The organism is Ralstonia sp. UBA689 (assembly GCF_002298975.1).
Taxonomy (GTDB): domain Bacteria; phylum Pseudomonadota; class Gammaproteobacteria; order Burkholderiales; family Burkholderiaceae; genus Ralstonia.
The window spans coordinates 46,284-64,048 of the sequence record NZ_DBMV01000010.1 but is presented as its reverse complement, the minus strand read 5'-3'; the positions used below and the strand labels follow the sequence as shown (position 1 = coordinate 64,048).

General features: G+C 61.6%; 11 protein-coding genes. All 11 read left to right on the top strand.

Features of this window, described 5'->3' with window-relative positions; translation table 11 throughout:
* Positions 1 to 24: 24 nt before the first annotated feature.
* The 11 genes from tssH (at position 25) to B4F51_RS04905 (ending at position 17,762) form a co-directional block, all read left to right on the top strand.
* Positions 25 to 2,667, top strand: coding sequence for a type VI secretion system ATPase TssH (tssH, locus tag B4F51_RS04955; RefSeq protein WP_296223982.1), 2,643 nt, complete (start codon positions 25 to 27; stop codon positions 2,665 to 2,667).
* A gap of 74 nt (positions 2,668 to 2,741) precedes the next feature.
* Positions 2,742 to 3,779, top strand: coding sequence for a pentapeptide repeat-containing protein (locus tag B4F51_RS04950; protein WP_296223981.1), 1,038 nt, complete (start codon positions 2,742 to 2,744; stop codon positions 3,777 to 3,779).
* A 22-nt stretch (positions 3,780 to 3,801) separates the two neighbouring features.
* A complete protein-coding gene (locus B4F51_RS04945) occupies positions 3,802 to 4,476 on the top strand; it encodes a DUF3540 domain-containing protein (protein WP_296223980.1) in 675 nt (224 codons plus the stop codon).
* A gap of 13 nt (positions 4,477 to 4,489) precedes the next feature.
* On the top strand, positions 4,490 to 4,885 hold the full coding sequence (locus B4F51_RS04940; RefSeq protein ID WP_296223979.1) for a DUF4150 domain-containing protein: 396 nt from the start codon (positions 4,490 to 4,492) through the stop codon (positions 4,883 to 4,885).
* 29 nt (positions 4,886 to 4,914) lie between these two features.
* A complete protein-coding gene (locus tag B4F51_RS04935) occupies positions 4,915 to 7,638 on the top strand; it encodes a type VI secretion system Vgr family protein (RefSeq protein ID WP_296223978.1) in 2,724 nt (907 codons plus the stop codon).
* A 4-nt stretch (positions 7,639 to 7,642) separates the two neighbouring features.
* The gene (locus tag B4F51_RS04930) at positions 7,643 to 10,339 is read left to right on the top strand and encodes a DUF2169 family type VI secretion system accessory protein (protein ID WP_296223977.1); all 2,697 of its coding nucleotides are present in this window, start codon (positions 7,643 to 7,645) and stop codon (positions 10,337 to 10,339) included.
* A 23-nt stretch (positions 10,340 to 10,362) separates the two neighbouring features.
* Positions 10,363 to 11,154 carry a hypothetical protein gene (locus tag B4F51_RS04925; protein ID WP_296223976.1) on the top strand — a complete coding sequence of 264 codons (792 nt, stop codon included), beginning with the start codon at positions 10,363 to 10,365 and terminating at the stop codon, positions 11,152 to 11,154.
* 26 nt (positions 11,155 to 11,180) lie between these two features.
* A complete protein-coding gene (locus B4F51_RS04920; protein ID WP_296223975.1) occupies positions 11,181 to 11,882 on the top strand; it encodes a type VI secretion lipoprotein TssJ in 702 nt (233 codons plus the stop codon).
* Positions 11,883 to 11,888: 6 nt separating this feature from the next.
* On the top strand, positions 11,889 to 13,274 hold the full coding sequence (tssK, locus tag B4F51_RS04915) for a type VI secretion system baseplate subunit TssK (RefSeq protein ID WP_296223974.1): 1,386 nt from the start codon (positions 11,889 to 11,891) through the stop codon (positions 13,272 to 13,274).
* A 1-nt stretch (position 13,275) separates the two neighbouring features.
* On the top strand, positions 13,276 to 13,968 hold the full coding sequence (locus tag B4F51_RS04910) for a DotU family type IV/VI secretion system protein (protein ID WP_296223973.1): 693 nt from the start codon (positions 13,276 to 13,278) through the stop codon (positions 13,966 to 13,968).
* Entirely contained in the window at positions 13,965 to 17,762 is a 3,798-nt protein-coding gene (locus B4F51_RS04905; protein WP_296223972.1) for a type VI secretion protein IcmF/TssM N-terminal domain-containing protein, read from the top strand. Before B4F51_RS04910 ends, B4F51_RS04905 begins: the two co-directional genes overlap by 4 nt.
* The last annotated feature ends 3 nt before the right edge of the window (positions 17,763 to 17,765 follow it).

Here is a 17,765-nt window from a genome sequence, read left to right as displayed (position 1 = left end):
CGCGCCGATTCAGAGGAGAGCCTCATGTTGTTGGTCCAACTCAAGTCCCTGGTGAGCCGTCTCAATGCCCGCTGCAGGCAGGCATTGGAAGACGGTGTGGGATTGTGCGTGGCGCGTGGTCATTACGAAATCACCATCGAGCACTTTCTCGTCAAGCTGTTCGCAGACGTGCAGACCGATACCGATATCCCATTGCTGCTGCGCCAGTATGATGCCGATGCAATTCGCATCAAGCGAGGGCTTGATCTTGCCATCGACCAGATGCACGCCGGCAATGCCGGGCGCCCGGCCTTTTCTCCGCTTCTGCTGGAGCTGTTGCAGGATGCCTGGCTGATTGCCTCGGTTGACCTGCAGTGCTCCGAGCTGCGTTCAGGGGCGGTTCTGCTCGCACTTCTTGCTCGCCCCACGTACTACGCCACAGGCGAGTATGCGACGACGCTGCGAACGTTGAACCGTGAAACACTGCTGAGCGCGTTTGACGATATCTGCAGCCAGTCGATCGAGGCTAACGCACGCGGTGCTGCGGACGGTGAGAGCGCAGGGATTAGGGCATCCGCCGCAGAGGGCGGCGCGATCGCCAAGTTCTGCGAGAACTTCACTGAGAAAGCGCGCGCCGGCAATATCGACCCGGTATTCGGGCGCGATGCAGAGATTCGCCAGATGGTCGATATTCTCGCCCGCCGACGCAAGAACAACCCGATCTGCGTGGGCGACCCTGGTGTTGGCAAGACCGCCGTGGTGGAGGGTTTGGCCTTGCGCATCGTTGACGGTGACGTTCCGGATGCCTTGAAAGACGTCACCGTTCTTGGGCTGGATATGGGCCTGCTTCAGGCAGGCGCCAGTGTGAAGGGTGAGTTCGAGAACCGGCTTAAGAGTGTGATTGCCGAGGTGAACGCATCTGCCAAGCCGATCATCCTGTTCATCGATGAAGCCCACATGCTGGTCGGCGCGGGCGGCCAGGCAGGTACATCCGATGCGGCTAACCTCTTGAAACCCGTGCTTGCGCGCGGCGAGCTGCGTACGATCGCCGCGACCACCTGGACTGAGTACAAGAAATATTTCGAGAAAGACGCAGCGCTTGCTCGGCGCTTTCAATTGGTGAAGCTCGCCGAACCAGATCAGGAGACCACGGTACTGATCCTGCGCGGCCTGAAGGGGCGGTACGAAGACGTGCACCGCGTTGTGATACGTGACGACGCGATTGTTGCCGCCGCCGAGCTATCGAGCCGTTACCTCACCGGTCGTCAATTGCCCGACAAGGCGGTCGATCTGCTCGATACCGCGTGCGCGCGTGTCAAGGTTCTGCAGAGCGCGAAGCCGGATGTGCTGGAGAGTAGCGAGCGCCGCATCCAGGCGTTGCAACGCGAAAAGAGCGGCCTTGAACGCGATTACGACAATCAGCAGCCGGTCGATCCAGCGCGCATCGACGAGATCAATCGGGAACTGGCAATGCTGGAAGCCGGGTCGGAGGCCTTGCGGATAAGGTGGTCTGCCCAGCAGGCGGCCGCACAGGCATTGCTGCAGGCGCGCGCGGCGCGTCAGCGTGCCAAGAGTGATGGCGCGTCACCGGCTGAACTTGACGGGCACACACAAGCCGTCGCCCGGGCCGGCGAGGCCTTCAAGCTGGCTCAGGGAGATGAACCATTAGTCCGTATCGACGTTGACCCGGATGTCGTGGCCAAGGTCATCTCAGACTGGACCGGCGTTCCTGTGGGCAAGATGCTGCGCGACGAGGCGCATAGCATCATGCATATGGCCGATGCGCTCAAGGCGCGTATTCGAGGGCAGGACCACGCGCTTGAGCAGATCTCGGAAGTGCTGAAGACGGCAAAGTCGGGATTGAAGGATCCGCAGCAACCGATGGGTGTGTTTCTGCTGGTGGGCCCGTCCGGCGTTGGCAAGACGGAGACTGCGCTCTCGGTGGCGGACATCCTGTTCGGCGATGAGAAGTCTGCCACCGTCATCAACATGAGCGAATTCCAGGAAAAGCACAACGTGAGTCGGCTGATCGGATCCCCGCCGGGATACGTCGGATACGGCGAGGGTGGCGTGCTGACCGAAGCTGTGCGCCAGCGGCCGTATTCGGTGGTTTTGCTCGACGAGGTGGAAAAGGCGCATCTGGACGTGATGAACCTGTTCTATCAGGTCTTCGACAAGGGCACGCTTTCGGACGGCGAAGGCAAGGAGATCGACTTCTCCAACACGGTGATCTTCCTGACCTCCAACCTCGCCACCGATGTGATCGCCGAGATGACGGGAGGGGCGCAAGCTCCCGACACGGCCACGCTGCTTGGGGCGGTGCGCCCGATTCTGTCGAATCACTTCAAGCCGGCTCTGCTTGCGCGGATGACGGTTATTCCATATTTCGCGTTGGCGCAGGACGCGCTTGCCGGCATCGTGCGGCTCAAGCTCGACAAGATCGCGAAGCGGCTCGCGCGCAACAACAAGATGCGATTCACCTATAGCGATGAGGTGGTCCAACAGATCGCCGTGCGATGCACCGAGGTGGAAACCGGCGCGCGCAATATCGACTTTATTCTGCGCGGCAACGTCATGCCGCTGATGTCGCAGGAGATTCTGGCTCGGATGAGCTGCAGCATGCCGCTTGCCGATGTTGCCCTTCACGTTGATGAAGACGGCGCATTCTCCGTGCGCTTCTTGGACTGAGTGTTTCGGCGGTGGGGGCGACCACCGCCGTTGTAGATGGGGAAAAGGGGAGCGGAGATGCCACACGCAACGCGATGGAGCAGCAGCATCAGACAACCAGAGGAGGTTGTGTGACGCTGGAGCAAATATTGGCTGCGCTACAGGCTGACCGGCGGATTGCAGGTGTCGACCTGTCGGGTCTGGACCTGTCTGGCCTCGACCTCTCGGCGTGCAGCTTCCGGGATGTCAATCTGTCGAGCGCGAATCTGAGCGGGGCGCGGCTCGTGGATGCGGATTTTCAGAACGTCAATTTGACGGACGCCAGTCTGCGAGGCGCAACAGCCCGCAGGGCGGCGTTCCGGCATGTCGAGTGGAGTCACGTAAGCGCAACGCAGGCAGATCTTTCGCAAGCATTTTTTAGCAACTGCGATCTGGCAAAGGCGTTGTTTATCGGCGCTTTGCTCGTGCGTGCGGACATGCACGAATGCCGCTTCGTCGGTACCGATTTCACGCGCGCCAATCTGACACGCTGGACGGCGATGGGCGCCGATCTGCGGAGTGCGATCTTTGTCGGAGCGTCGTTGCAGACAGCGTATTTGAAGGGCTGCGTACTGACTGCACAAGACTTCCGCGAGTGCGATCTCACGATGACCGTCATGAACGAAGCGCAGCTCCAGCAAGCGAACTTCAGCGGGGCGATGCTCGATCGCACCAGCCTGATCGGTGCGCAGTTGCAGGGCGCAATTCTGACAGGCGTACATGGCACGTATACGGCGCTGATTCGGGCTGAGCTCGAACAAGCGGACTTGAGCGGTGCCAGCTTCGAGATGGCTGACGCCAGCGAGGCGAATTTCAACCGGGCCCAGGCTGAGGGCATGCGCTGGCGTCAATCCGTGCTGCGTGGCGCCAACTGGCAGCACGCGTCGCTGAAAAGAACGAGGTTGACCGAGTGCGATTTGTCGCACGCCGACGTGTCGGGCGCCGATTGCTCGTACTCGGACTGGCGCGGCACCAACATCCACGCGCTCCAACAGGACCAAACACGCTGGGATGGTGCGAACCTGACTGGCGCCCGCCCAACTGACCGAGAGCTGGAGCGCGCCGAACACTGGCGCCCCAGCGTTGTGAAATGACGCACATGCACGAAGTCCGATCATGCAAAGCAATCTGATTTCCATATCGCGCCCTGGGCACGATCATCCAGTCGGCGTGGCTCACGCGCTCGTGACAGGCCGCGCTGGCCAGTGGTTCTTTGTGAGCACTGCCGATGCTTCAGTAGATCGCGCGCTGCGTGCCGACAGTTGCCTGATCGAGCCTGGCTGCGGCGATACCGTGCTGGTCTGCCACGGTGGCGAAGGCGGCGTGTGCGGGCCCGCCTACATCCTCGCTGTGCTGGCGGGGGCCGATTCCAATCGCGCGACGTTGGCTCTGCCTGGAGGCGTGGCAATGCATAGCGAGGCAGGCGCGCTGCAGGTCGAGGCCGCACGCATCGGGCTGAGTGCGACTGACAGCCTGGATCTTGCGGCCCAGACGGTCGCAATGTCGGGTATGCGCGGCGATCTGGCCTTCCATCGGCTGCATGCGTCGATCCAGGAAACGCATGCGCGGCTCGGCGTGGTGAGCACGATCGCCCATCACGTGACGTCGACGGTTGGCCGCTTGGTACAGAAGGCGCGTGACAGTTTTCGCTGGACCGAAAACGTGGACGAGACTCGTGCAGGACGTATGCGCCTGCAAGTGAAGGAACGCTTGCATATGTCAGCTCAGGATGCAGCTCTGCTGGCCGAGCGGCAAGTCAAGGTCGATGGCAAAACGATCGATCTGGGTTAAGGGGAGCAAGACGATGTTTGCGGTCACCAAACAAGCTGGGCAATGCATGGGTGTGCCCGATGTATGCCTGACACCGGCGCCGCCCGGCCCGCCGGTACCTACGCCCTATCCGAACATCGCCATGCCGATGATGGGCAATCCGGCGACCACCAAGGTGCTGGTGTGCGGCATGCCGGCGCTGACCAAGGCGTCGACGATTTCCATCAGCAACGGCGACGAAGCCGGTGCAAACGGCGGCACGGCGTCTGGCACGGTGATGGGCACCGTGGAGTTCACCATGAGCAGCCAGAAGGTCAAGTTCGAAGGGAATTTCGCAGTGCGCCTGAGCGACAGCACGAAGCATAACGGGGGCAACGCTGTCGGAGCCGTGCTGGTGCCAAGCCAGTCGGTTGTGATGGTGATGAGCTGAGCCTTGCGGCGTTCAAGAGGAGAGTCAAGATGGTTGCATTAGCCGATCGGCTGTTGGCCAACAAGCGTTTCGAATTCATATCAACCGCCACAAGGGCAGACGACGGCAAGCCATATCAGTTCGCGGTAGTTGAGATGGAGGGGTTCGAGGCGATATCCAAGCCGTTCCGCTTCACGCTGACACTGGTGTCGGACGACGCGTCGATCAATTTCGATGCCATGCTGCGCTATCCGGCAACGTTCGTGATCCACGGCCCCGAGGGCAACATGAAGACGCCTTATCACGGGGTGCTTGCCGAGTTTGAACAATTGCACCGCGCAGATGGCTACGTGTTTTACCGGGCCGTGCTCGTGCCGCGGCTGTGGCGGCTTTCGCTGTACCGCATCTCGGAGGTGTACCTGGATGAGCAGCCGATCACCGCGACGCTGGAATCGGTGCTCAAGGGCGCGCAGCTCAGCCCCGCCGACTATGAATTCCGGCTGACCGGTAGTTATCGGCCGCGCAGCTTCGTTTGTCAGTACGAGGAGACACACCTCGACTTTGTTTCGCGCTGGCTGGAAAACGAAGGCATCTACTACTACTTCGACCACGACGGCCATGCAGACAAGCTGGTCGCGGTGGACAGCCGTGCCATGCACGAGGCGCAGGCGGTCCCCGTTGACTATCGCCCCGACGACGAACTCGATACCGGGGTGTCGGGCCGTTCGGTAAGGGACTTCGTCAGCCGGCAAAAGCCGCTGCCGAAGGAAGTGATCCTGCAGGACTACAACCACCGCAAGGCCGCCCTGCAATTGAAGGCGAGCGCGGTGGTGTCGGAAACCGGCTTGGGCCAGGTCATGCTGTACGGCGAGAACTTCCGCGACGAGCCAGAAGGCAAGCACTATGCCAAACTGCGCGCGGAAGAGATCGGCTGCACTGGGCGGGTGTTCTCGGGTGAGGGGACTGCGGTGGGGCTGCGCAGCGGCCGGTTTGCGGAGCTGTCGCATCACTACAGGGAAGACTTCAACGGGCGCTACCTGGTGACCGAAGTCCACCACCAAGGCTCGCAGGCGGGCGCGCTGCTCAGCGGCATCAAGAGCCCTTACAGTGGCCACGGCGGAGGCGCGGAGACGATCTATCGCAACAGCTTCCGCGCGATTCCGGCGGCCATGCAGTATCGCCCGGAGCGCACGACGCCCAAGCCGCGCGTGGCCGGCACGATGAACGCCACCATCGATAGCGAAGGCAGCGGCGAGTATGCGGAGCTGGACGAGTATGGCCAGTACAAGGTGCAACTGCCGTTCGACCTGAGCGACAAGCGCGCCAACAAGGGCTCGGCCCGGGTGCGCATGGCCACGCCGTACTCCGGCAGCGACCATGGCATGCACTTCCCGCTCCTCAAGGGGGCCGAGGTGCTGCTGTCCTTTACCGACGGGGACCCAGACCGGCCGGTGATCGTGGGCGCGGTGCCAAATTCGGAAAACCGCAACATCGTCAGCCAGGCCAACGCCCAGGAGAACCGCATTGCGACGGCCGGCGGCAATCAGTTGTACATGAGCGATACGCGCGGCAAGGAAGTGGTGTTCCTGCATTCGCCGTCCGCCAACAGCACGCTTGGCATTGGTTCAACGGATGCGGAGGGCAGAGGCAGCATTCTCATGGCCACTGCCGGCAGCTCAGAAAGTGTAACGGCGGGCGTTTCCAACAGCATGACCGCCGGGGCCAAGAGTTCCATATCGCTGTCTTCTGCGAGCGAGCTAGATGCGGGCGCCTCCAATAAGTATGCGCTGGGCATGAATACGAGCCTGAAAGCGAGTGCTGACGTTGCTTGGAATATTGGTCAGAGCATCACGCTTGATGAACATGAGAAATCAGTTGCGATTCGGAACGCCAGTCAGACCGAGGCTGAAAGCGTGAAGATACGAGCTGGTCGGAGCAAGGTGACCAGCGTCATGATGAAGCGCGTGAATCGGGCCGTGTTATCTGCGGTACTTGCGAGTTTGGCTGCCAATGGCGCAGTTGCGGGTGGGCTTGCGGAGGTATTAGGCGGTGGTGCTGAGGGAAAGAAAAAAGCGGGAGACAAAGCGGTTGAGGATTGGGTGAAGAAAAATCCCAACGCAACGGAGGAGGAAAAAGAGAAGGCAAGGCGAGATGCGGAGGAGAATCACCGTCTCACTGAGATCAAGCAGCCCTATACGGGTACCGAATGGAACCCTAACAGCACGGTTGCCGTTTCACAGTCTTTGGGCGGTGCGGCGATTAGTGTCACTGTTCACTCTTTGGTTCAGTCATTGGCTGCTTCTCTTGCGGGGTACCTCGAGAGGGCCTATTACGACAGCACCATCGAACTGGACAAGTCCGGAGTGAAGATCAAGGCCAAAATGGACTTGGATCTGGAGTCAGTGGAAGGTGATGCAACCCTGAAGTGTGGGCAGGATATCTTACTGGATGCGGGTAAAGATTTTTTTGTTGATTCGATTGGCGAAATGAGGTTCACATCAGCAGACAAGATGGTGTTTGAATCGATGGAGGAGCTTTGTTTCGAGAGTCATGCGAGTTTTAACTTTAAGTCAATTGATTTTAGTGCTGATCTAAAAGGTTTCTTCAAATTGGGTGCGGAAACGGTTCAGGTTGGCGACGACGCAGCTCAGGTTTCAATAGGAAAAAATGCGGCTAAAGTTGATGTGGCAGACGGTGCGAATCTGACTAGCGTGGGGGCTAGTTCGAATATGGTTCGCATAGGGTCGGGATCGAATCTGATTCAGTTGGCCTGATGCTATGAAAGTGTTGAAGCCCGACAACCTCGCGCTGCTGTATCGCACTGTCCGCATCGCCCGGCGCCACTCATTGGCGCTCGCGATGATGGGGCATTTCGAATTCGCGCGCAGTGAACTGGTGCAGTTGCTGCCAGAGACCGACATGTGGAAAGCGGCGGCACAGGCCATGGGCGGCGCAGTGCTCGACGAGGGCTACCCCAAGCCAAATGGCGAGTTCAAGGTTTACGGTGCCGCGCACGCACCGCAGGGCGGACAGGTCGCACAGCAGCGTGTCAGCATACGGATCGGTCCACTTGCCAAGTCGCTCGTGGTCAGCGGTGACCGGTATTTCGATGCGCTCGGCGTGCCGTCAGCGCCTGTGCCGTACTCACGCATGCCAATCGAACCGGGTGCGGCGTTTGGTGGCGACGGCTTTGCGGACAATCCCGCAGGCAAGGGTTACGCGGCGGTCGAAGAGGGCGGACGTGCGACTTGGCACTTGCCCAACGTCGAACTCGAGTCGCAGCGCGTGCTCAGCCGTGGCGATCGCGTGGCTCCAGCCGGATTCTGGGGATACGACTCCGGTTCGCCGCAGCGCCAGCAGTATCTGGGCACTTGCGATGAGCGCTGGCTCAAGCAGGATTGGCCACACCTGCCGAACGATACGCAGCCGGCCTTCTTTATGAGCACACCCAGCGATCAATGGCTGGCAGGCTACTTCGCCGGCAACGAGGTGTTCGACATTCATCACATGCATCCGCAGCACGCCGCGCTGCATGGTCGCCTGCCAGGCTTGCGCGCGCGGTGCTTCGTATATGGTGGTGTATCGGGGCAGGCCATACTGCGCGAAGTGCAGGCTCGGGCCGACACGGTGTGGTTGTTCCCAGAACAGGAGCGGGGCATCGTGCTGTATCGGGCCGTCGTGGAGATCACCGATTCCGACGCGGCCGATGTATCGCACGTGATGGCCGAGTGGGAGGCACTCGATCAGCCGCCGCTGCCGTTCGAACACTATCGCGAGCGGTTCTTCAGCAGCATCAAGGCGGGCACCGAGGCGGAGCCGGTTGATGTATCGCCCGCCGTCGCGCCTGCGGTTACGGCAGCCGCAGCCGCAGCCGCTGCCACGGTTCCCGAGGCAGCGGCCACCATTGAGGCCGCTGCCGACACCGCTGCCGTTGATGCCGAGTTTGCCCCCCTGCACGCCATGACGGAGGACCTGAACCGGCAAACACGCGAACTGATGCGCAAGCACAACCTGAGCGACGCAGATCTCGCGCCGTTCATGAAGCCCGCGCCGGAAACCCCCGCGCCCACCTTGGAGGAGGTGGAAAAGATGGCGGAAGACCTGAACCGCCAAACGCGCGAACTGATGCGCAAGCACAACCTGACCGATGCAGACCTCGCGCCGTTTCTCAAGTCACCGCCAGATCCGGCTGGTGCGCAGGCGCTACCGGACTTGCTCAAGCAGGTTCAAGATGAAACCCAGGCAAGCTTGAAGAAGGCCGGCTTGACGGAGGCGGATGTCCATGCCTGGGTATGCTCACAGCCCAATCTCGCGCATCTTACCGGTGCGCTGCCCCCGCACGGTTCACCTCTTCCTGCGCTTGATGCCGATGCGCTCGCCCAACTTGCTGGCGGCGCAGCGCCTGCGGCTGCTGCCGCTGTGCCGACAATGGCAGCGATTTCTTCCCAAGACGCTGATGCACCGCAGACGGCCGAAGCCGCGCCACTCACGCGCGAAGATGTGATCGGCTACCACGCGGCGCGGCGCAGTTTGGCCGGATGCGATTTGTCGGGCATCGATCTATCGGGGCTGGACCTTTGCGGCGCGGATTTCTCCGGCGCACTACTTGAGAGGACTTCGTTTGCCGGCTGCCGGCTGCATGGCGCTGATTTTTCGAACGCGCTGCTCAAGGAAACGGATTTCGGGGCGGCCAATCTGCAGCGCGCCCGGCTCGTTCAAAGCAGCGGCGGCGCCAGCAGGTTCGTGCAGGCGGATCTGCGGGGCGCACAACTTGGCAAAGGCGACTTTACCAGGGGAGATTTCACTCAAGCCAATCTGGCGGGAGCGGATGTTGGCGGTGCGCTGTTCGACCAGGCAGAAATGACCGGCGTGGATGCATCGTTATGCCGAGCCGAGGGCGCTCAACTGACCGGCTGCGCATTGAGCGGGGCGAATTTCAGCGGTGCGGTGCTGACACAGGCCAATTTCAGTGGCAGTCAGCTGGGCGGCAGCAACTTCTCGGCTGCCCTCTGCGAAGGAGCGGATTTCCAAGGTGTCCGGGCGCAGAGCGCGGTGTTTGCCGAAGCCAACCTGACAGCCTCGCGGGCCCACGCCGATAGTTGTTTTGACGGCGCGCAGTTTGTGCGTGCACGGCTTGAGCGAGCGAGCTGGGGCGGTGCACAACTGCGCGCCGCCGTGCTGGAGCACGCGATTCTCGACAATGCAGACCTCAGCAGTGTGCAAGCCGGCAATGCACAGTTCCGACTCGCCTCTGCCAAAGGCGCGAAGTTTTCGAAAGCCGATCTGAGCGGTGCCGATCTCACCGCCGTCAATTTGTTCAGCGGATCGCTGCGCAAAGCGACGCTCGACGGAACGCTGTTGCGCCACGCCAATTTATACGGCGTCGATTTCGAGGAAACCAGCCCGACCATCGCCAGCCTGGAGGGCTCGAACATCGACCGGACCATGCTGCGCTTCAGGCCGCCGGTCGTATGAATCGTTGCTGAAGAGGAATTCGCATGGGTACGAAGACCATTTGGATCACCGCATTGAACAAGGAGCGCGATGCCGAGCGCGTCGCGGCAGTATCGGATCGGCTCAAACGCTATGGCTTGCAGACGCACGGCCATTTCTGGATCGACGCGCCGGAAAGGCTGGCCTGGCGTGCTGCGTTCGATGCGCTGAACGAAGTGCGTGCCGACCTCTGGCTAGTGCTCGTCAATCCGGAGGACCTAGCCAATCCGTCGGTCCGCTATGGCCTTTCGCTGCTGGCGGCGGCGCTGACGGACGTTCGCGGTGCAGGATTTCCGATCGTCTTGTCGTGGGCTGTCGAGCCCGCCGAACCCATAGCGCCTCCGGCGCTGTTTGCACGTTCCTCGGTACTGGACGAGTGTGCGCCGACCTGGCCGGCAAAGATCGTTGCCAAGGCCAATATGGTGTCCACCGCGTCCGCTCCGGATTACTGCTTTCAGGTGATTGGCGAGGAGCGGCTTGGCCAGTGGTTTTCGATCGGGCCTCGGCAGGACGGTTGGCAGGGCATTGTCTTTGGCGTGACCGGTGATGGCGCGCAGATCGATTTCCAGGCGGTCGGTGCGGCAGGGGCGTTGCCGGAAAAGACCGTGCTCGAGTATGCCCAGGAAGGGTTGACGCTGCAGGTCGGCGAGCGGGTGTTCCGGGCTTGGGCGGTTCGCAACCAAGTCGATCCCGGGCAAGCCTATTACGCCCGCGTCAAAGGTTGCCCGCAGGCGGTGCTGTTCATGCCATACAGCGATCAGGCCGAGGCGGAAGCGACGCTGCTGCAACTGGTGTGAAGAATCTGATCTGGGAAATGGCTTGAATGGTGGCAACGATGCTTGCAGGAAAAGCGGCAAGAGACAGTCGGCGCTTGGTTTGGCGGCTGACTTGGATGACGATGTGTGCACTGATGCTGGCGGGCTGCTTCGGCGGTGGCGGCGAGCGCAAGGACCCGCTCGCGGATGCCGTATGGAGCTTTGGCAGCGATGCCATCATGCTGGAGATCGTGGCCGATCCAGGATTGAATGTGTATCAGGATCAGCCCCACACGCTGCTGCTGGGCATCTACGAGGCCACCGACGCCCAGGCGTTTCGAGATCTTGTCGCAGATTCCGGCGCACTGGCAGCGAGCCTCGCGGCCGGTAAGGCACCCCAGCAGGTCGTTCAATTGACCCGCCACGTGGTTTTGCCAGGCCAGCACTCGCTCTTGATTCTCGACCGGGCTCAGAACGCCCGCACGGTTGGACTGGTTGCCGGCTATGCGCAGACTGGTGCGGCCAGATCCGCCCGGCAGTTCGATATCCCGCTGAACGTAACGAGCACCGGTTGGATCTTCAAGACCCACACTGCGGCGCCGGGGCCACTCGTGATCCGGGTGAATCTGGGCGTGCAGAGCGTAGTCAATGCTCAGGTGCTTCCCAGCATCCCGGACGGCGTCGATCTCAAGCGTGCCCGCCCGGTTGAAGGTGGCAAGGAGATCGCGCTTGCCCCCGGGAGCGCGTCATCGGACAGACCACAAGACTAGTCGCATATGGACCATAGCAAGGGAATCTACTGGCATCAGGGAATGTTCATGCAGCCTCAGCACTTCCAGTTGGCTGAGCAGCATGGGCAGTTCAGGATCAAGCCGCTGATGGAGTCTGGACTCCCGCATTTCTGGGGCATCGGCAAACTCGAATTGTCACGTACCGCGATTGCGAACCGCTTCATTGAGGTGTTGAGCGCGCATCTTCTGTTTCCGGACCGTACCTACGTCGAGGTTCAGAACAATGCCGTGGTCGCACCGCGCCGGTTCGATGATGCGTGGGTTGGCGATGAGAAAGCGCTCACGGTCTATCTGGGGGTAAGGAAGCTGAGCAACCAAGGCAGCAACGTGACGTTATGCGACAGCCTGGAAGAGGCCGCCGCAGCGCCAACTCGCTATGCCAGCTTGAGGCGACCACCCGAAATTCCCGATCTGTATTCGGACGGACCCGCTGCGCCGGTGCATACGCTATTGCACGTGGTCGGGATCTTCTTCGAAAGTGAGATTGATAATCTCGGCCAGTATGAGCTGATTCCAGTCGCGCAACTGGTACGTGTCGGCGATACGATCACCCTGTCCGAAACCTTTATCGCGCCATGCTACGCCCTGGAGGGCTCGGAACTGCTGCTGCGCATCGTGTGCGAAATCCGCGATGAGGTGGCCGCCCGCGCGCATCATCTGCAGGAGCTTAAGAGCCCGCGCGAAATGCATCGGGCGGAGATCGATCCCGGCTACGTGGAACTCCTGTTGGTGCTGCGTTCGCTTAACCGCACGTATCCGCACCTCATGCACCTTACCCAGTCGCACGAGGTGCATCCTTGGGTTGTCTATGGCGCGCTACGCCAGTTGATCGGCGAACTCAGCTCGTTTTCCGAGCGTTTTGATGTCCTGGGGCAGATGCAGGACGGTCGATCAGGTCTGCCCTCCTATGATCACGGCACGTTATACGCGTGCTTTGCTCGCGCGCAGTCGCTGATTGGCAGGCTGCTCAACGACATCGCTGTCGGCCCCGAGCATCTGGCCGTGCTCGAATACCGAAATGGACAGTTTGTAGGCGAGTTGCCGCGTAACTTCTTCGACCGACGCAACCGCTTCTATCTGGTGCTGCGTTCAGAGCAGGCCGCATCGCTCGCTGTGTCTGTGCAGCGCGATGCGCGCCTTGCGTCGGCTGGCGATATCGCCGGGCTGATCGCGCATGCGCTGCCGGGGCTGGAGCTAATTCACCTGGCAGCCGCACCGCAGGGCGTGCCCCGGCGCGCCAATGCCTGCTACTTCCGCATCGAGCAAGTCAGCGAGTTGTGGGATGCTGTGGAGCGTCAGGAGAGCATCGCCCTGCAATGGCCCGATGCGCCGGACGACCTGAGGGTCGAAGTTGTCGTTTTGCGGAGATAGCGTGAATCTCGCCAATAGTCTGATGCCGCTCTTCGCACAACTGCGCGCATTCGCACAGCAACCTTCGGGCGGCGTTGCAGAACTCGCTGCGCAACTCGACGACGCGATCGCCGCGGCTCGCCGGGCCGCGCACGACGCTGGCTACTGCGAGGCCGATGTCGACGAAGCCCTGTTCGCCGTGACTGCCTGGGCCGACGAGGTTCTGCTCGCTTCTCCCTGGGAGGGCGCTGCGCATTGGCAACGCCATCTGCTGCAGCGGCGCTATTTCAACGTCGCCAATGCCGGCGTGGTCTTTTTTGAGCGGCTGGACAGACTGACTCCAGAGCAATTGCCGGTGCGGGAGGTATACACCTTGTGCCTTGGCATGGGGTTTGGCGGCCGATACGCATACGACCGTAACCAGAAAGTGCTGATGAACATCAAGCGTGCGAATCTGGCCTCGCTGCTGCAGGGCAGCGCAGGCGCGCCCGGGGGTGCGGGAAAGCTGCTGTTTCCCGGGAGCAACAGCGCGCTGCCTACCCACGCGGGAGACAACGATTCGGCGGTGCTGCCGGCGCGTCTGCGCCACCGCCTTTCGTGGCGCTTAGTGGCAGCGCTAGTGTTTCCCGTTGCGCTGCTCCTAGCCCTGTTTGGCTTTTTCGACCATGTCGTTGGGGAATCGGTTGGTGCACTTCTGACGCAGATTCAAGCATGAAGACGCTCGGTGTTGTATTGCGATGGGTCTTGCTATTCATCGTTCTGGCGCTGATCAGTTGGGGTGTCGTCCTGTATTTCGGGTGGCCGCTTTGGATGGCAGCCGCGCTGGTTGCGGGCATTTTCGGGTTGTACTTCCTGGGCAGGTTTGCGTGGCGGATGGTGGTCCTGATGCGCTCGCGCAGCCGCCTGGCGCAGTCGTCCGCCGTGCTCAACAGCGATGCTCCAGTGGCGATTTCAGGCGAAAAGGTTCTTGCCGCTAAATGGAAGGCTGCGGTGGCGACGCTGCGCCAGTCCAGCCTGAGGCGCAACGGCAACCCTTTGTATGTGCTGCCGTGGTTCATGGTCATCGGTCAGCCGGGCACCGGCAAAACGACCGCACTCACGCGGGCGCGACTCTCATCGCCGATTCAGAAGGTCAGCCAGCACGCGGAGATCGCCCAGACCGCCGATTGCGACTGGTGGTACTTCGATCGGGCCGTCGTGATCGACTGTGCCGGCCGCTATGTCGATGCGAAAAATGCGCAGCAGGACCGGCGCGAATGGGAGGTCGGACTCGATCTGCTCGGCCGCTATCGTGCGCGAGCGGGCCTGGATGGGCTGGTGCTGGCAGTCAGCGCGGACAGGCTGCTCGCCCCTGATCAGGACTCGATGGCAGATGAAGGAAGGGTGGTGCGCTCGCGCATCGATCAACTGATCCAAATGTTCGGCAAGCGGTTTCCGATCTACGTGCTGGTCACGAAGTGCGATCTGCTTTACGGGTTCGAAGCGTGGACCGCGCAGTTGCCTTCGGCAGCGCTGAGTCAGGCGATGGGCTATTTGGCCGAAGAGTGTGCGGAAGGGGAAACGGCGTTTGTCGCCCAGGCGTTCGGCAGCATCGCGGAACGTCTGCATCAACTGCGTGCAGCGCTGGTGGTGCGCAACGTGCAGGCGACTCCCGAGCTGCTGTTGTTTCCCAACGAGCTGGATCGGTTGAGGGCAGGGCTTGCACTGTTCCTGCGGGCGTGTCTGGCCGACAGTCCATATCTGGAGCGCCCGTTGTTGCGCGGCCTGTTCTTCAGCAGTGGTCTGCAAGAGGGTGGGGCGGTGTCTTCCGTGCTAGGCCATGTGTTGCCACCGGTGCCTCGCCACCCAGGGGCTGCTGCGGGGCTGTTCCTGCATGACGTTTTTGGACAGATCCTCCCGGAGGATCGCTTTGCCGCTAAGCCGGCCATGCTCGTCAACCGATGGCGCGCGGTGACGCAAAACCTCGGCATGGCGGCCTGGATTCTGGTGTTGGTCGCCCTGGGCGTCATTCTGTCGCTGTCCTTCGTTGGCAATATGCGGACGCTGCAGATCGTGCGTGCCGGGCAACCGTATGATGCCCCGCTTACAGCGGGGTTTGAGCAAGATTGCCGCACGCTGTTGCGTCTGGATGACGTCCTGACCCAGGTGGAGCACAACGACCGGCATTGGCTGTCACATTGGGTTGGAAGCAGCACGGGCGTCAGCGAACTGGAAGCACAGTTGAAGCAGCGTTTTGTGGAACGCTACCGCCGATCCATCCAACCAACGACAGACCAGAACGTGCGGACGGTTCTGGCGAGTGTTGCCGCCAGTGACACGGTTGGCGCGCGGGCTCAAATCGTTCTCAACCTCGCGCGCTCCGTTGCACTGCTGCAAGCCCGTATTGGCGGCGCCGGAAGGGCTGAGCTTGACGCCATGCCGCAGCTTGCGCCAACGTCGATTTATACGCCGCAGTTGAGCCAGCAGTTGAACCAACTGGCCATTTCGCACCTGACATGGTCGCGCGCCGATGATGCCTATTTGCGAGAACGCCTCAATGCAGAGCGCACATTGCTCGACCAGCAGGTCTTTGCTGACCCTCAGATGACTTGGCTCGTCGGTCTCGTGCCGGATGACGGCGCGATCGCCCCTGTACGCGCCAACGATTTTTGGGGTGACAGCATTCTGCCGGCGGATGCGCGCGACTGGGCGGGAACGACATCAGTGCCTGCTGCCTACACGGAGGTGGGCAGACAGGCGTTGGAGCGTCTCGTTACGGAGATTCGCGGCAGCGTGAGCGATGTTGCCCGGTTCGACATTGCCCGCGCGTCTTTCGACGGCTGGTATCGGGACCAGCAGTTCAAGGCGTGGCACCGATTTTCCGACACCCTGGCCGATGCCCGCCAGACCTTTGCTCACCAGGCAGACTCACGTGACGCGCTGGGCATGGTGGCTGGCGCGCAGAGCCCTTACTATCGCGTGGTCGCACGACTTGCTGATGAGTTCGGCAGTCTTGGCGATGCCCAATTGCCAGGTTGGCTTCTGGTAGCTCGCCGCTTCCAGCAGTTGCGCGGCCAGGTCGCGTTTCCGGGAGCCACCAATCAAGCCGTCAAGGTGGCTGGCGCGATCAACGCGGTGGGCGGCGCGGCGCTCAAGCAGGCGCTTTCGGGGGCGCCGCTCCAGGGTGGACGCACAGTCAGTGAGAACCTGGCGGCGGTCAATGCCTTGACGCTGTATCTGGGTGAACTGGGCAAGCTCGCCACGGCAAGCAGCGCGGGTGGAGGTAAGGACTACCAGCTCGCCGCCGATTTCCATCAGTACGCGACGAACCCACAATCGCAACCCTCTGCCATACAGAGCGCGTTGCTGCCGCTGGACCAGTTGCAGCGGCTGATCGGCAGCGGCGATGCATCTGATGCGCTGACTTGGCGCCTGGTTCGCGGCCCGCTCGATTTCCTGGTGACCTACATCGAGCGGCAGGCATCGTGCGAGCTGCAGAAGAACTGGCAGTCCAGCGTGCTGTGGCCGCTGCAGGGCATGACCGATAAGGCAGCCATGACAGAACAACTGTTCGGGGCCAAGGGCACTGTCTGGGCTTTTGCCGACGGACCGGCCAAGCCGTTTCTCCTGCGCAACGCGAGTCGCTACGAGATCGTGCAGACGCAAGGCTATAGCGTTCCGTTTGCGCCTGCGTTCCTGCCGATGCTCAATGGCGCACTAGGCCGGCAAGTGGCGCAGCAGGCGCAGCAGCAACGCGGCGAGGCGGAGAAAGCCAGCCAGCAACTGCAAGCCCAACAGGCGCAGTTGCAGGCGCAGCAGACGCTGGATCTGCTCGATAAAGCGCTTGCCGAAGCGAAGGAGCAGGCCGATGCCGCGCGTGGCGAAACCGTGCCTCTGACTGTCAATGCACAACCGACTGGCGTAAACGCCGACGCCAAATCCAGGCCGTTTGCGACGGTCCTGACCCTCCAGTGTGCGGCCGGTGCACAGGTGATCAACAACTACAATTTTCCGGTGAGCGGCAGTATTGCCTGGGCTGCAGGGCAATGCAGTGATGTGGGCCTGCAGATCCGGATCGGCACGCTTGTGCTGAATCGAAAGTATGGGGGGCCGCTCGGCGTCGCCGCATTCCTACGTGATTTCCGAACTGGGGAGCATGTCTTCGTTCCGGCAGATTTTCCTGCGGACCAGGCCGGATTGCGGGGGCTTGGTATCGAGCATATCTTGGTGCGTTACACCTTCGATGGCGGCGACGCCGTGCTGAGTGCGGCGGACCGGATCGAGCGCTACGACGCGCTGCGCAAAACCACTGCGCAGCAGAAGCAGCAGATCCAGGGGGAGCAGCTTCAGCGCCAGCAGCAGAGTGTTACCCAGCAACTGGCCGAGCGGTCTGGACAAGGTGCGGCCCCTGCGATTGGCGTGCCGAATATGCCCAATCTCGACATGCTGGAGTTGCCCCAGACGATTGGCGCGTGTTGGCGGAGTGATGTGCCTGCCGTCCGTGGCGACTCCCAGTCGGGAGGTATTTGATTG

Coding starts and splice junctions, on each gene's coding strand:
- tssH (WP_296223982.1), top strand. CDS start 25: ATGTTGTTGGTCCAACTCAAGTCCCTGGTGAGCCGTCTCAATGCCCGC.
- B4F51_RS04950 (WP_296223981.1), top strand. CDS start 2,742: ATGGAGCAGCAGCATCAGACAACCAGAGGAGGTTGTGTGACGCTGGAG.
- B4F51_RS04945 (WP_296223980.1), top strand. CDS start 3,802: ATGCAAAGCAATCTGATTTCCATATCGCGCCCTGGGCACGATCATCCA.
- B4F51_RS04940 (WP_296223979.1), top strand. CDS start 4,490: ATGTTTGCGGTCACCAAACAAGCTGGGCAATGCATGGGTGTGCCCGAT.
- B4F51_RS04935 (WP_296223978.1), top strand. CDS start 4,915: ATGGTTGCATTAGCCGATCGGCTGTTGGCCAACAAGCGTTTCGAATTC.
- B4F51_RS04930 (WP_296223977.1), top strand. CDS start 7,643: ATGAAAGTGTTGAAGCCCGACAACCTCGCGCTGCTGTATCGCACTGTC.
- B4F51_RS04925 (WP_296223976.1), top strand. CDS start 10,363: ATGGGTACGAAGACCATTTGGATCACCGCATTGAACAAGGAGCGCGAT.
- B4F51_RS04920 (WP_296223975.1), top strand. CDS start 11,181: ATGGTGGCAACGATGCTTGCAGGAAAAGCGGCAAGAGACAGTCGGCGC.
- tssK (WP_296223974.1), top strand. CDS start 11,889: ATGGACCATAGCAAGGGAATCTACTGGCATCAGGGAATGTTCATGCAG.
- B4F51_RS04905 (WP_296223972.1), top strand. CDS start 13,965: ATGAAGACGCTCGGTGTTGTATTGCGATGGGTCTTGCTATTCATCGTT.